The organism is Streptomyces sp. BoleA5, from assembly GCF_000373665.1.
Lineage (GTDB): Bacteria > Actinomycetota > Actinomycetes > Streptomycetales > Streptomycetaceae > Actinacidiphila.
Map to the genome: position 1 here is coordinate 63914 of NZ_KB892112.1, position 13116 is coordinate 77029.

Consider the following 13116-nt stretch of genomic DNA (forward strand, 5'->3'; position numbering starts at 1 on the left):
ATAGGGCCGCGCGGACCGCCGGGTCTGCCCGGTGCGGTCTCCCGGGCGGGTGCGTCAGCGGGCGGGCGCGTCAGCGGGCGGGTGGGAGCGCCGTCGCTCGATCAGCGCCAGGCTGACCGCGCCGAGAACCATCAGGGCCGCACCCGTCACGATCTGGTTGAGCGGCGCGAGACCCGCTCCCGGGTCGCCGAAGTAGCCGAAGACGAACGGCGAGACGATCAGGCAGGCACCGCTCACGATGGTGACGACGTCGCTGCCGGGCCCGCGGGTCCGGGCGACACGCGCGATCCCGTTGAGCAGGATGACGGTCGAGAAGACGAGGTCGACGATCCGCACGTTGTTGCCGATGGGCGTGTCGGGATAAGCCAGCGGCCAGCCGGCGGCGAACAGCCATCCGCCGATCAGCAGCAGGGGCGCCGTGAACAGCGAGTCGCGGATGTCGGCCGGTGGGGTCTGGACGTGGCCCGCCGTCTGGATCCGGGTGCCGGGACGCTGAGTCAGGGACATGGTGCCCTCCCGCGGTGTGAGCCGCGTCGCCCGGGCGCGGCGCGCTCCCGCGGTGCCTGCCGGCGGGGAGCACACCCGCGTCCGCTCCGGGCGACAGGCCGGAGTGTGGACCTCTTCATTTTAGGTGGGTTGCGCGGAACATCCTGTTCGGGCGGCTTTCGGTACCGGGTCCGCTCAGACCCAGATCGCCTGGGCCAGCGCGGCACCGGTGAACGCCGCCCCCATCCCGGCGACCACGCTGGCGACGACGTTCGCGACGGCGAAGAACCGCGCCCCCGTCTCGGCCAGCCGCAGGGTCTCGTACGAGAAGGTCGAATAGGTGGTGAGCGCCCCGCAGAAGCCCGTGCCGACCAGGAGCTGCACCGAGTGGGAGGCCGCGCCGTAGGTGACGGCGCCGGCCAGCAGCCCCAGGACGAGGCAGCCGACCACGTTCACGGTGAACGTGCCCCACGGGAACACGGTGTCGTGCCGGGCCTGGACGGCACGGTCGGTGAGGTACCGCAGCGGCGCTCCGACCGCGGCCCCGGCGATGACGAGCATCCAGTTCACCCGGGGTTCCCCCGTCCCACGTAGCGGATGACCTCGACCTCGTCGAGGGTGACCAGCCCTTCGGTGACCAGCTCGTCGAGCTGCGGCAGGAACGCGCGGATGCGCTCCTCGTGGTCGACGATGACGACGGCCACCGGAAGGTTGTCGGTCAGCGAGAGCAGCCGGGTGGTGTGGATCAGTGAGGAGGCACCGAAGCCCTCGACCCCGTGGAAGACGCTGGCCCCCGCCAGCCCTGCGTCGTGGGCACGGCGGGTGATCTCGGAGCACAGCGGCTTGTGGTGCCAGGTGTCGTTGTCGCCGATCAGGACCGTCAGCCGCAGCGCGGTGCCGTGCAGCCGTGTCATGTCTGCCTCCATCCGATCAGACGGCGGGCCGTGTGCGCCGCGCCCCACACCGCGGCAAGCGCGATCAACGGCGTGGCGGCGAGGTAGGCCAGCCCCTCCCCGGCGTGACCGCCCTGGACCAGGCCGTGGATATCGACCGCGTACGTGGAGAAGGTGGTGAAGCCCCCGAGCACGCCGGTGCCGAAGAACGGCCGGACGAGCCGGTGCGCGGACCACACTTCGGTGATGACCACCATGAACACGCCGATCACGGCGCAGCCGAGCGCGTTGACGCCCAGCGTGGTCCACGGGAAGGCGCCCGGCGCGGTGGGCCACAGCAGGCCCGCGCCGTAGCGTGCGCAGGCCCCCAGCGCCCCGCCGACCGCGACCACGGCGACGACGGGCGCCTGCTCCCGTGTCCGCGCGGATCGCGGCAGGGGCGGCTGGGGCTCGGCGTCGGGGGAGGCTGGCTCGGTCATCGCGGGGAGGGGGGCTGGTGAGGTCATGGTTCTCCTACTCGTGAGGCACCCTGCGCAGGGCGCGTTCCGTCACAAGTAGGGACCGTTGGCGGCATCCTCACCGCGGTTCGGGTACGGCGGGCCCCACCGCCGCGCGGCGGTCACGAGGGACCACCGCTGTTCTCAGCATACTCCGGGGTTCCGGGCCCCGTGATCCGTTCCGGGGTGGCACCCTGGGGCTTTCGGACCGGGCGAGGGGATGCGGCGATGATGACCGGCGGGGACGTGGTGGAGATCCTGGAGCTGCTGCGGAGGGCCGGCACCGAGGTCTGGGTCGGCGGGGGCTGGGGGATCGACGCCCTGCTGGGAAGGCAGACCCGCGACCACCGGGACCTGGACCTCATGCACCGCGACGAACAGGAGGAGGCCGTCGTGGCGGCGCTGGCCGCGGTCGGTTTCACCGAGTCGCTCGACGGGCGGCCGGTGCGCTTCGTCGTCACCGACGCCCGGGGCCGCGAGGTCGACCTGCACCCCCTGACCTTCGCCGCCGACGGAAGCGCCGAACAGGCGTCGCCGGAGCCGGGGCGCCCCTTCGGCTACCCGGCCGCGTGCTTCGTCACCGGCGAGGTGGAGCGGACCGCCGTCCCCTGCCTGTCGGCCGAGCAACAGGTGTACTTCCACCAGGGGTACGAGCCCGCCGACCGGGACCGCCACGACATGCGCGGGCTCCGGGAGGCCTTCGGGATCGCCACGCACTTCTGAGGTCATCCGTACAGCGGCGCCAGGAGGATCCAGACGCGGCCGAAGGGGTCCCGGAGCATCGACTGGCGCGCGCCGTAGGCCATGTCGGCCGGAGCCGTGAGCAGTTCGGCTCCGGCGGCCACCGCCCGGCCGGTGAGGGCGTCCACGTCCGGCACGTGGACGTGCCGAACGACGGACGGGCCGGCCGCGGCGGACGGCGGCGACGCCGGGGCCTCGGCGTCGCCGAGCATGAGCGTGGAGCGGTGGACCCTGATCTCGGCATGCGCGATCCGCCCGTCGTCCCCTTCGAGCCGGAAGCTCTCCGTCGCTCCGAACGCGGCGGCGCAGAAGGCGATCGCTTGATCGTGGGGCCGACGAGACGGCGTCGGAGTAGAACGCGTTCCAGAAATCCGGAAGGGCCGTGACCGGTCTCAGCGGTGGGGGACGAAGCGCACCGGCAGCCCCGGGACGGCCTGCGCGGCCGCGGCCAGACCTCGCTCGGGGACCACGCCGACGACCGGGTAGCCGCCGGTGGTGGGCGAATCGGCGAGGAAGACCACCGGCCTGCCTTCGGGCGGCACTTGGACGGCTCCCACGACCATGCCCTCACTCGGCAGCTCCCGGCGGACGGCCCGCTCCAGCACGGGCCCCGTGGTGCGCAGCGCGATGCGGTTGCTGCGCTCCGACACGTGGAAGCGGCCGGCGGCGAGGGTGCGGACGGCGGCGGCGGTGAACCAGTCGTCGCGCGGCCCGAGCCGCAGCGGCAGCACCAGTTCCCCGGGCGGTCCGGCGTGCGGGGCCAGGTCGGCGTGGACGGGGAGCGCGGGCGCCGCGCCCAGCGGCAGCACGTCGCCGTCCCTCAGCGGCGCGGGCCCCAGCCCGGACAGCAGGTCGGTGGAACGGCTGCCGAGCACCGCGGGCACGTCGACGCCGCCGGCGACCGCCAGATAGCTGCGCACACCCCGCGTGGCGGGTCCCACCTCGATCACGGCACCGGCCCGCAGCCGCACGGCGGCGCCCCAGGGAGCGGGGCGGCCGTCGAGCAGGACGGGCGCCGGCGCCCCGGTGACCGCGACGACGGCCGGACGGACGACCCGCACGGCCACCCCGGTCAGCGTGGTCTCCAGGGTCGCGGCCCGGTCGGCATTGCCCACCAGGCGGTTCGCCAGCCGGTGCGCCGGCCGGTCCAGGGCCCCGGAGCGGGCGACGCCGAGTGCGGCGTGACCGTACCGCCCGAGGTCCTGGACGGTGGTCAGCGCACCGGCCCTGACGATCCGCAGCTCACCGCCGCTCACGCTCCCGCCCCCTCGGGCGCGGGGACGAAGCGCACACGGGTGCCGGGCGCGAGCAGCGCGGCCGGTTCGCGTGCCAGGTCCCACAGGCGGACGGAAGTAGTCCCGATCAACTGCCAGCCGCCCGGCGAACTCCTCGGGTAGATGCCGGTGTAGGGGCCCGCGACGGCCACCGAGCCGGCGGGCACCGAGGTGCGGGGCTCGGCCCGGCGCGGCACGCCGTATCTCTCGCCGAGCCCGGTCATGTAGGCGAAGCCCGGGGCGAACCCGCAGAAGGCCACGCGGTGTTCCGTACCGCTGTGCACCCCGGCCACCTCCTCCGGCCGCACGCCCCAGCGCTCGGCGACCATCGCGAGGTCGGGCCCGTCGTAACGGACCGGGATCTCCACGAGCGGCCCGTCGGCCGCCGCCCGTGCCGTGACGGACCAGCCCCGCAACTCGGCGCGGAGCGCGGCCGCGTCCGGCACCCCGTACAGCAGCACGGTCCGCTCGCCGGGGACGATCTCGCGCACCGGCCCGAGGCCGCCCTCGCCGCGGCGGCGCAGGAGTTCGGCGTGCCAGGCCCGCGCCTGCTCGGGGGTGGCCAGGTCGATCAGGAGGGCGTCCTCCCCGACCGTGAGGACCCTCATGCGAATGCCTCCAGCCGCACGCCCGCGTCCTCGAGCGCGGCACGCACCCGCAGCGCCGTGGCGACCGCGTCCGGGGAGTCGCCGTGCAGGCATAGCGATCGCGCCCGTACGGTCACCCGCTCGCCGGTCAGGGCCGTGGTCACGCCGTCGCGGGCGAGGGCGACCGCCTGCCGGGTGACCTGGTGGGGGTCGGCGATGAGCGCCCCCGAGGTGCCGCGCGGGACGAGAGTGCCGGCCGCGGTGTAGGCGCGGTCGGCGAAGGCCTCCCCCACCACGTCCAGCCCGGCCTGCCGGGCCGCGCGCTCCATGGCCGAACCCGGCAGGCAGAGCACCGGCAGGGCCGGATCGGCCCGCCGGGTGCCCGCGGCGACGGCGGCGGCCTGCCCGTCGTCGACGACGACCTTGTTGTAGAGGGCCCCGTGCGGTTTCACGTACGCCACCTGGGCGCCTGCGGCGCGGGCGAAGACCTCCAGCGCGCCGATCTGGTAGGTGATCTCGTCGGCCAGTTCGTCCGCGGGCACCTCCATCGCCCGCCGGCCGAACCCCGCGAGGTCGCGGTACGAGACCTGGGCGCCGATGCGCACCCCGCGCGCGGCCGCGGTGTCGCACACCCGGCGCATGATGCCGGGATCGCCCGCGTGGAACCCGCAGGCGACGTTGGCGCTGGTGACCACGGACAGCAGGGCGTCGTCGTCGGTGAGGATCCACCGTCCGTAGCCCTCCCCCAGGTCCGCGTTGAGGTCGATCACGAAGTCTGTCACGGTACGGCGAACTCCCTCGGGGAAATGCCGCGTCCGGTCGGGCGACACGGGCAGCGGTGTCCGGCGGGCCGAGGGCGAACGCTTCCCGGCGTCCGATCACCGTAGATTCTTGTTGAACAATCCGACAAGAGTCCCGTTGTCTTCTCCCCGGCTCTCGGATTGACTGGGCCCGCGCCGCGGGCCCGCGGCCGGGTACGGAGCGAGAGGGGCGGGGACGATGGCGGCAGAGGTGGATCCCGCGGTCCTCGCCGGCGACCGCGCGCTGCTGGCGCGCGCCAGCACCGCCGACCGGGTCGCCGCGGTGCTGCGCACCAGGATCTCCGAGGGTCACCTGCCGCCGGGTGGCAAGCTCGCCGAGGACGTCGTCGCCGGGGCGCTCGGCGTCTCCCGCAACACCCTTCGCGAGGCGTTCCGGCTGCTGACGCACGAGAAACTGCTGGTGCACGAACTCAACCGCGGGGTCTTCGTCCGGGTGCTGACGGCCGGGGACGTCGCCGACATCTACCGGGTGCGGCGCCTGGTCGAGAGCTCCGTGATCCGGGGCCTCGGGGCGGCTCCCTACGACCTGACCGGTGCCGCGGACGCCGTGGCGGAGGGCGGGCGGGCCGCCGCCGCGGAGCGGTGGGGCGAACTGGGAACGGCCGACATCCACTTCCACCAGGCGCTGGTCGACCTGGCGGGCAGCGCCCGGCTGACCGGTCTCATGACGGGCGTGCTCGCCGAACTCCGTCTCGCCTTCCACGCGATGGACGACCCCCGGGCTTTCCACGAGCCCTATCTCGACGGCAACCGGGAGATCCTCTGCGCGCTGGAGGCGGCGGACCCGGCGGGGGCGGAGCGGCTGCTGGCGTCCTACCTCGACCATGCCGAGGCGCAGCTCCTCCGCCGGTACGCGCTCCCCGCCGCGGACGGGGGCGCGCTCCGGTAGACCTTGTGCGCGGTGCACACGAGACTCATCCGTCATCGGGACTGCCCCTGGCGCTGCGGATTTGTAGGCTGATGTGACAACGCAGCACCGCCAGACCCAGCCTTCGGACGGAGCAGTTCCATGAAGATGCTGATCAATGTCCCGGAAACCGTGGTGGCCGACGCCCTGCGGGGGTTCGCGGCAGCGCATCCGGAGCTGACCGTGGACGTGGAGAACCGGGTGATCGTGCGCCGGGACGCGCCGGTCGCGGGGAAGGTCGCGCTGCTCTCCGGGGGCGGGTCGGGGCACGAGCCACTGCACGGGGGGTTCGTGGGACACGGGATGCTCGACGCGGCGTGCCCGGGCGAGGTGTTCACCTCCCCCGTGCCCGACCAGATGGTGCGGGCGGCCGCGGCGGTGGACAGCGGGGCCGGGGTGCTGTTCATCGTGAAGAACTACACCGGTGACGTGCTGAACTTCGACATGGCCGCCGAGCTGGCCGAGGACGAGGGGATCATGGTCGGCAAGGTCCTGGTCAACGACGACGTCGCGGTGACCGACAGCCTCTACACGGCGGGGCGGCGCGGCACCGGTGCCACGCTCTTCGTGGAGAAGATCGCCGGCGCGCTGGCCGAGGAGGGAGCGCCGCTGGAGCGCGTCCAGGCCGTCGCGCGGCGCGTCAACGAGGTCTCGCGGAGCTTCGGCGTCGCGCTGACCGCGGTCAGCACACCGGCCAAGGGCGCGCCCACCTTCGACCTCCCGGCGGGGGAACTGGAGCTGGGCATCGGCATCCACGGCGAGCCGGGCCGGGAACGCCGGGCGATGATGACCTCGGGCGAGATCGCGGAGGTCGCCGTCGACGCCGTCCTGGACGACCTCCGCCCGGACGGTCCGGTGCTGCTGCTGGTGAACGGCATGGGCGGGACGCCGCTGCTGGAGCTGTACGGGTTCAACGCCGAGGTGCACCGCGTGCTCGGGGCGCGCGGCGTGACGGTGGCCCGCACACTGGTCGGCAACTACGTGACGTCGCTGGACATGGCGGGCGCGTCGGTGTCCCTGTGCCAGGTGGACGAGGAGATGCTGCGGCTCTGGGACGCGCCGGTGAGCACACCGGCCCTGTGCTGGGGCGCCTGAGCGAGGTTGAGGAGAGCGGGAGAGATGAGCGAGGCATCGTCCACCGGAGCGGGCCAGGTGATCGACACGGCCTTCCTCCGCCGCTGGTTGACCGCCGCGGCCTCGGTGATCGAGCGCGAGGCGGACCGGCTGACGGAACTGGACTCCCCCATCGGGGACGCCGACCACGGAGCGAACATGCGGCGCGGCTTCATCGCGGCGCGCACGGCGGTGGAGAAGGAGCCGCCGGACACCCCGGGCGGTGTGCTGGTGCTGGTCGGGCGGCAGCTGATCAGCACGGTCGGCGGGGCCTCGGGCCCGCTGTACGGGACGCTGCTGCGCAAGGCGGGCAAGGCCCTGGGCGATGCCCGGCAGGTGGCGCCGGAGCAGTTGGCGCAGGCGCTGCGGGAGGGGGTGGACGGCGTGGCGCAGTTGGGCGGCGCGGCACAGGGCGACAAGACGATGCTGGACGCGCTGGCACCGGCCGTGGAGGCGCTGACCTTCGCCCTCGACAAGGGCGCCGGGCTCGCGGAGGCGCTGTCGGCGTCCGCGATCGCCGCCGACGAGGGGGCGTTGGCCACCGTGCCCATGCTGGCCCGCAAGGGCCGGGCGAGCTACCTCGGGGAGCGCAGCATCGGGCACCAGGATCCCGGGGCGGCGTCCTCGGCGCTCCTGGTGGGCGCCCTGGCCGGCGCCGCCCGGGAGGGCACGCAATGACCGTCGGACTGGTACTGGTGTCGCACAGCGCCCAGGTCGCCGAGACGGTCGCGCGGATGGCGACCGGCCTGAGCGGCGGCGGCACCGACGTGCTGGTGGCCGCCGCCGGCGGCGCGCCGGACGGCGGGCTCGGCACGGACGCCGGCAAGATCACCGCCGCCGCGCGCTCGGTGGACCGGGGCGACGGTGTCGCCGTCATCGCCGACCTGGGCAGCGCCGTCCTGACGGTGAAGGCGCTGCTCGCCGAGGGCGACGAGCTGCCGCCCGGCACCCGCCTGGTCGACGCGCCCTTCGTCGAGGGCGCGGTGGCGGCGGTGGTCACCGCGTCGACGGGGGCGGACCTCGACGCCGTGGCCGCGGCGGCTCAGGACGCGTACACGTACCGCAAGACCTGAGCGGGGCCGCGGCCCCCGGCCGTCAGCCCCGGCGGAGGCCGGTGCCGTACCGGCGCTCGAAGCGCTCGACGCGGCCCGCGGTGTCCATGACGCGGGCATTGCCGGTGTAGAACGGGTGGCTCGCGGAGGAGATCTCCACGTCGACCACCGGGTAGGTGTTCCCGTCCTGCCAGACGACGGTCTTCTCGGCGGTCATCGTGGAGCGGGTGAGGAAGGCGAGGTCCGCGCTGCGGTCACGGAAGACGACCGGACGGTAGGCGGGGTGGATCGAGTGCTGCACGGTGTGCTCCAGTCTGCGGCGGGGACGGGGGACGGCTGTGTTCGCCGGTGTCAGCGCTCCTCGCGGAACGGCACGTGACGGCCGACGGCGGGGTCGTACTTGCTCAGGACCATCCGGTCCGGGTCGTTGCGCCGGTTCTTGCGGGTCACGTAGGCCGTGCCGGTGCCGGCGGTCGACCGGAGCGTGATCACCGGGCGCTGCTCGCTGCGTGCCATGCGAGGTCCTCTCCACGTCCATAATGGTTTTCATTTTCTTCGGACGTGGGGTTCAACACGGCGGCCGCCGTGTCCATTCCCGCCGTCACCGGCCCGGTGCGGCGAAGATGGAGAAGGGGTGTCCCGCACCGGCGACAGGAGGGCCGGCACCCATGGCCCGCAGCCCGCACACGCGCACCGGCGTGCCCCCGCTCGCACTGCCCCGCGGGGCGCTCTGCTTCCTGGCGCTGGCCTACCTGCTGATCGCCGGCTGCGTGGTCCTGGACCTGACCAGCGGCCCGGGTACGACCCTCGCCCCCGTCCTGGCGGCACTCCCCGTGCTCGCCGGCGCGCACTCCCGCCGGGCCCGCGGCCCGCTCGCGGCGGGCGCGCTCGCGATCGGCCTGGTCTTCGCGCTTGCGGCGGCGAACCACGGGGTACCGGCGCTGGTCCACGTGGCCTCTGCGATCACCGTGCTCGCAGTGACCTTCACCAGCACCGGCGCCGTCGTGCTGATCACCGGGCGGGAGAGGGAGCTGGCCCGGGTGCGCGGGGTCGCCGAGGCGGCGCAGAGCGCCCTGCTGCGGCCGCCGCCGCCCCGGATCGGCCCGCTGCGGGTCGCGGTGCGCTATGTGGCGGCGGAGGCGCAGGCCCGCATCGGCGGGGACCTGTACGAGGTGGTGCCGACCGACCACGGGGTGCGGGTGCTGCTCGGCGACGTACGCGGCAAGGGGCTGGCCGCCGTGGAGACCGCCGCCGACGTCCTCGGCGTCTTCCGGGACGCCGCCCGCTCGGAGCCGGGCCTGGAGGCGGTCGCGGCCCGGCTGGACAGTGCGCTCGCCCGCAGCGGCGGCGGCGGCGAGGACTTCGTCACCGCCGTCCTGCTGGCCGTGCCGGAGGAGGGCGACGGCGCCGTGCTCGTCAACTGCGGCCACCCCGCGCCCCTGCTGCGGCGCCACGGCGCCGTGACCGAGCTGACGCCAGAGGTCCCCGCGCCGCCGCTCGGGCTCCTCGCCCTGACCGGCGACCGCTACCGCCCGCAGACGGTCCCCTTCCACCGCGGCGACCTGCTGCTGTTCTGCACCGACGGCGTGATCGAGGCGCGCGACCGGCGGGGCCGCTTCTACCCGCTCGCCGAGCGGGTGCGGGAGATGCCCGAGCAGGACCCGGACGACCTGCTCGACCGGGTCCTGGCCGATCTGCGGTCCTGGAGCGGCGGCGGACTCGGCGACGACGCGGCACTGCTGGCCCTGCGCCGTACACGGTGACGGACGCGCGCGCCCTGACGTCCCCGGGCATCGGCCGCACATTGCTGAGGAAGCGTCAGCTTTCCTCGCCGAAGACCCGCCGTGACAGCGTCCACCCTGGCCGACGACCGTACGCGGCAGCCTTCCCGCCGCCAGGTGCCACGCGGGACGCGGGCGGCGGCGCGGGCGGCGGCGCGCGGCGGCTCTTCGCCGGACTCACCGCGGCGGCACCCGCCGTACGCCGCGGGCAACGCAGGCGCGGCCGCGCCGGGCCGCATCCGCGCCGGGGCGGGCTCGGCCACGTCGCCGCCGACGACATCGCCGGCCGGTCAGGAGCGCCCCATCTCCTCGACCTCGGCGACCGCCTCGCCGAGCCACTGCGCCCAGAAGGTCTCCAGCTCGATGCCCGCACGCAGCACCAGGTGCCGCAGCCGGTCCTCGTCGGCGCCGCGCCCCGGCGGGAAGTCGCGCCGCTCGATCTCGGCGTACTGCGCCAACTGGCGCTCGTGCAGCTCCAGATGACGACGAAGCTCGTCCGCGAGCCCGCCGGTCCCGACGACCGCCGCCGCGCGCAGGCGCAGCAGCAGCGGGTCGCGGATCGGCTTGGGGTCCTCGGTGGCGGCCACCCAGGCGACGAGTTCGGCGCGGCCCGCGGGCAGCACCTCGTACTCCTTGCGCTGCCCGCGGGCGGGCTGGGCCGCGGGCAGGGCCCGGATCAGGTCCGCGTCCTCCAGCCGGCCCAGCTCGCGGTAGATCTGCTGGTGCGTCGCGGACCAGAAGTAGCGGATGGAACGGTCGAAGCGGCGTGCCAGCTCCAGCCCCGACGACGGCTTCTCCAGCAGGGCGGTGAGGATGGCGTGCGGCAGCGACATGTCCGCATCCTACGGACGGCCCGGGCTCACAGCGCCGCGGCCAGCTCGGTGCCCTGGCGGACGGCCCGCTTGGCGTCCAGCTCCGCCGCGACGTCGGCCCCGCCGATGAGGTGCACGGAGTGCCCGGCCGCGCGCAGCGCCTCGTACAGGTCGCGGCGCGGCTCCTGACCGGCGCACAGGACGACGGTGTCGACGGGCACGGTCCGCCGCTCGCCGTCCACGGTGATGTGCAGGCCCTCGTCGTCGATGCGCTCGTAGACGGCGCCCGCGACCATGGTCACGCCGCGGTGTTTGAGCTCGGTGCGGTGGATCCAGCCGGTGGTTTTGCCCAGCCCCGCGCCCACCTTGGTGGTCTTGCGCTGGATCAGGTGCAGGGTGCGCGGCGGCTTCGGCCGCTCGGGCGCGCGCAGCCCGCCGGGCCCGCGGTACTCGGTGTCGACACCCCACTGGCGGAAGTACGTCTGCGGGTCCCGGCTCGCGCCCTCGCCGCCGTCGGTGAGGAACTCGGCGACGTCGAAGCCGATGCCGCCCGCGCCGACGACGGCGACGCGCTCGCCGACCGGGGCCCCGTCGCGCAGCACGTCGAGGTAGCTCAGCACGCTCGGGTGGTCGACACCGGGGATGTCAGGCGTGCGCGGGGTGACGCCGGTGGCCAGGACGATCTCGTCGAAGCCCTCGTCCGCCAGGGACTCCGCCGCGACGTGCGTGCCCAGGCGCAGTTCCACCCCCTCCTCGGCGAGGCGGGTGCGGAAGTACCGCAGCGTCTCGTCGAACTCCTCCTTGCCCGGCACCTTGCGGGCGATGTTCAGCTGGCCGCCGATCCGGTCGGCGGCGTCGAAGAGGGTGACGGCGTGGCCGCGTTCGGCCGCGGAGACGGCGCAGGCGAGCCCGGCGGGACCGGCGCCGACGACGGCCACGCGCTTGCGCAGCCGGGTGGGGAGGAGGACGAGCTCGGTCTCGTGGCAGGCCCGGGGGTTGACCAGGCAGGAGGTGAGCCTGCCGCTGAAGGTGTGGTCCAGGCACGCCTGGTTGCAGCCGATGCAGGTGTTGATGGCGTCCGCGCGGTCCTCGCGGGCCTTGGCCACGAAGTCGGGGTCGGCGAGCATCGGGCGGGCCATCGACACCATGTCGGCGGCCCCCTCCGCGAGCAACCGCTCCGCCACCTCGGGGGTGTTGATCCGGTTGCTGGTGACCAGCGGCACCGAGACCGCGCCCATCAGCCGCTTCGTCACCCAGCTGTACGCGCCGCGCGGGACGGAGGTGGCGATGGTGGGGATGCGCGCCTCGTGCCAGCCGATGCCGGTGTTGATGATCGTCGCGCCGGCCGCCTCGATCTCCTTGGCGAGGGAGACGACCTCCTCCAGGGTGGAGCCGCCGGGCACCAGGTCGAGCATGGACAGCCGGTAGACGATGATGAAGTCCGGGCCGACCCGTTCGCGGGTGCGGCGGACGATCTCCAGCGGGAAGCGGGTCCGGTTCTCGTAGGAGCCGCCCCAGCGGTCGTCGCGGTGGTTGGTGGCGGAGGCGATGAACTCGTTGATCAGGTAGCCCTCGGAGCCCATGATCTCGACGCCGTCGTACCCCGCCTGTCGCGCGAGCGCGGCCGCCCGCACGAAGTCCTCGACGGTCTCCTCGACCTCCTCGCCGGTGAGGGCGTGCGGGACGTAGGGGCTGATCGGTGCCCGCAGCGCGCTCGGGGCGACCAGCTCGGGGTGGTACGCGTACCGGCCGAAGTGCAGGATCTGCATGGCGATGCGGCCGCCGGCGCGGTGCACGGCGTCGGTGACGACGGCGTGCTGCGCCGCCTCGGCCTCGGTGGTCATCCGGGCCCCGCCGGGGTAGGGGCGGCCCCGGTCGTTGGGGGCGATGCCGCCCGTGACGATCAGGCCGACGCCGCCGCGGGCCCGGGCGGCGTAGAACGCGGCCATCCGCTCGAATCCGCCCTCGGCCTCCTCCAGTCCGATGTGCATCGAGCCCATGAGCACCCGGTTCGGCAGTGTGGTGAAGCCGAGGTCGAGCGGGTTCAGCAGGTGCGGGTACGGGCTCATCGCGGGGTCTCCTCGGGCGGCGGCGCGCGGTGTCGTCCCGACTTTTGTAGACCACCGGGGCTCGATTGTGCAACCAGTTGCAA

General features: G+C 74.3%; 18 protein-coding genes. 6 read left to right on the plus strand and 12 right to left on the minus strand.

Annotated features, from left to right (window positions below; all coding sequences use genetic code 11):
• Window positions 1–54: 54 nt before the first annotated feature.
• The 4 genes from B085_RS0124045 to B085_RS0124060 form a co-directional block, all read right to left on the minus strand.
• Window positions 55–507, minus strand: coding sequence for an SPW repeat domain-containing protein (locus B085_RS0124045; RefSeq protein WP_018561154.1), 453 nt, complete (start codon window positions 505–507; stop codon window positions 55–57).
• Between the two features lie 174 nt (window positions 508–681).
• Window positions 682–1056 (minus strand): fluoride efflux transporter CrcB, encoded by a 375-nt coding sequence (gene crcB, locus B085_RS0124050; protein ID WP_018561155.1) that lies wholly within the window; start codon window positions 1054–1056, stop codon window positions 682–684.
• The gene (locus B085_RS0124055; protein ID WP_018561156.1) at window positions 1053–1400 is read right to left on the minus strand and encodes a DUF190 domain-containing protein; all 348 of its coding nucleotides are present in this window, start codon (window positions 1398–1400) and stop codon (window positions 1053–1055) included. Before B085_RS0124055 ends, crcB begins: the two co-directional genes overlap by 4 nt.
• On the minus strand, window positions 1397–1858 hold the full coding sequence (locus B085_RS0124060; protein ID WP_018561157.1) for a fluoride efflux transporter FluC: 462 nt from the start codon (window positions 1856–1858) through the stop codon (window positions 1397–1399). Before B085_RS0124060 ends, B085_RS0124055 begins: the two co-directional genes overlap by 4 nt.
• A 246-nt stretch (window positions 1859–2104) precedes the next feature.
• Here B085_RS0124060 and B085_RS0124065 point away from each other — a divergent pair, with 246 nt between their 5' ends.
• On the plus strand, window positions 2105–2599 hold the full coding sequence (locus B085_RS0124065) for a nucleotidyltransferase domain-containing protein (RefSeq protein WP_018561158.1): 495 nt from the start codon (window positions 2105–2107) through the stop codon (window positions 2597–2599).
• Between the two features lie 2 nt (window positions 2600–2601).
• On the opposite strand, the gene B085_RS49495 is transcribed toward B085_RS0124065, so the two are convergent.
• The 4 genes from B085_RS49495 to B085_RS0124085 are packed head-to-tail and all read right to left on the minus strand — an operon-like array spanning window position 2602 to window position 5260.
• Window positions 2602–2988, minus strand: coding sequence for a VOC family protein (locus B085_RS49495; protein WP_158689814.1), 387 nt, complete (start codon window positions 2986–2988; stop codon window positions 2602–2604).
• Between the two features lie 21 nt (window positions 2989–3009).
• On the minus strand, window positions 3010–3873 hold the full coding sequence (locus B085_RS0124075) for a biotin-dependent carboxyltransferase family protein (RefSeq protein WP_018561160.1): 864 nt from the start codon (window positions 3871–3873) through the stop codon (window positions 3010–3012).
• The gene (locus B085_RS0124080) at window positions 3870–4499 is read right to left on the minus strand and encodes a 5-oxoprolinase subunit B family protein (RefSeq protein ID WP_018561161.1); all 630 of its coding nucleotides are present in this window, start codon (window positions 4497–4499) and stop codon (window positions 3870–3872) included. Before B085_RS0124080 ends, B085_RS0124075 begins: the two co-directional genes overlap by 4 nt.
• The gene (locus B085_RS0124085) at window positions 4496–5260 is read right to left on the minus strand and encodes a LamB/YcsF family protein (protein ID WP_018561162.1); all 765 of its coding nucleotides are present in this window, start codon (window positions 5258–5260) and stop codon (window positions 4496–4498) included. The genes B085_RS0124080 and B085_RS0124085 overlap by 4 nt, the downstream gene beginning before the upstream one ends.
• A gap of 217 nt (window positions 5261–5477) precedes the next feature.
• Here B085_RS0124085 and B085_RS0124090 point away from each other — a divergent pair, with 217 nt between their 5' ends.
• The 4 genes from B085_RS0124090 (at window position 5478) to B085_RS0124105 (ending at window position 8392) form a co-directional block, all read left to right on the plus strand.
• A complete protein-coding gene (locus B085_RS0124090) occupies window positions 5478–6188 on the plus strand; it encodes a GntR family transcriptional regulator (RefSeq protein WP_037732360.1) in 711 nt (236 codons plus the stop codon).
• A gap of 120 nt (window positions 6189–6308) precedes the next feature.
• Window positions 6309–7301, plus strand: a complete 993-nt coding sequence (gene dhaK / locus B085_RS0124095; protein ID WP_018561164.1) for a dihydroxyacetone kinase subunit DhaK — start codon at window positions 6309–6311, stop codon at window positions 7299–7301.
• Window positions 7302–7325: 24 nt separating this feature from the next.
• Window positions 7326–7997, plus strand: coding sequence for a dihydroxyacetone kinase subunit DhaL (gene dhaL, locus B085_RS0124100; RefSeq protein WP_018561165.1), 672 nt, complete (start codon window positions 7326–7328; stop codon window positions 7995–7997).
• Entirely contained in the window at window positions 7994–8392 is a 399-nt protein-coding gene (locus B085_RS0124105) for a PTS-dependent dihydroxyacetone kinase phosphotransferase subunit DhaM (protein ID WP_018561166.1), read from the plus strand. Before dhaL ends, B085_RS0124105 begins: the two co-directional genes overlap by 4 nt.
• A gap of 22 nt (window positions 8393–8414) precedes the next feature.
• Here the strand turns inward: B085_RS0124105 and B085_RS0124110 are convergent, their stop codons facing one another.
• Both B085_RS0124110 and rpmG read right to left on the minus strand, forming a co-directional pair.
• Window positions 8415–8672 (minus strand): type B 50S ribosomal protein L31, encoded by a 258-nt coding sequence (locus B085_RS0124110; RefSeq protein WP_018561167.1) that lies wholly within the window; start codon window positions 8670–8672, stop codon window positions 8415–8417.
• 50 nt (window positions 8673–8722) lie between these two features.
• Window positions 8723–8887 (minus strand): 50S ribosomal protein L33, encoded by a 165-nt coding sequence (gene rpmG, locus B085_RS0124115; protein WP_018561168.1) that lies wholly within the window; start codon window positions 8885–8887, stop codon window positions 8723–8725.
• 152 nt (window positions 8888–9039) lie between these two features.
• On the opposite strand from rpmG, the gene B085_RS0124120 reads away from it, so the two are divergent.
• Window positions 9040–10134 carry a PP2C family protein-serine/threonine phosphatase gene (locus B085_RS0124120; protein WP_018561169.1) on the plus strand — a complete coding sequence of 365 codons (1095 nt, stop codon included), beginning with the start codon at window positions 9040–9042 and terminating at the stop codon, window positions 10132–10134.
• A gap of 308 nt (window positions 10135–10442) precedes the next feature.
• On the opposite strand, the gene B085_RS0124125 is transcribed toward B085_RS0124120, so the two are convergent.
• Window positions 10443–10985, minus strand: a complete 543-nt coding sequence (locus tag B085_RS0124125; RefSeq protein ID WP_018561170.1) for a PadR family transcriptional regulator — start codon at window positions 10983–10985, stop codon at window positions 10443–10445.
• Between the two features lie 26 nt (window positions 10986–11011).
• Window positions 11012–13033 (minus strand): NADPH-dependent 2,4-dienoyl-CoA reductase, encoded by a 2022-nt coding sequence (locus B085_RS0124130; protein WP_018561171.1) that lies wholly within the window; start codon window positions 13031–13033, stop codon window positions 11012–11014.
• Between the last annotated feature and the right edge of the window lie 83 nt (window positions 13034–13116).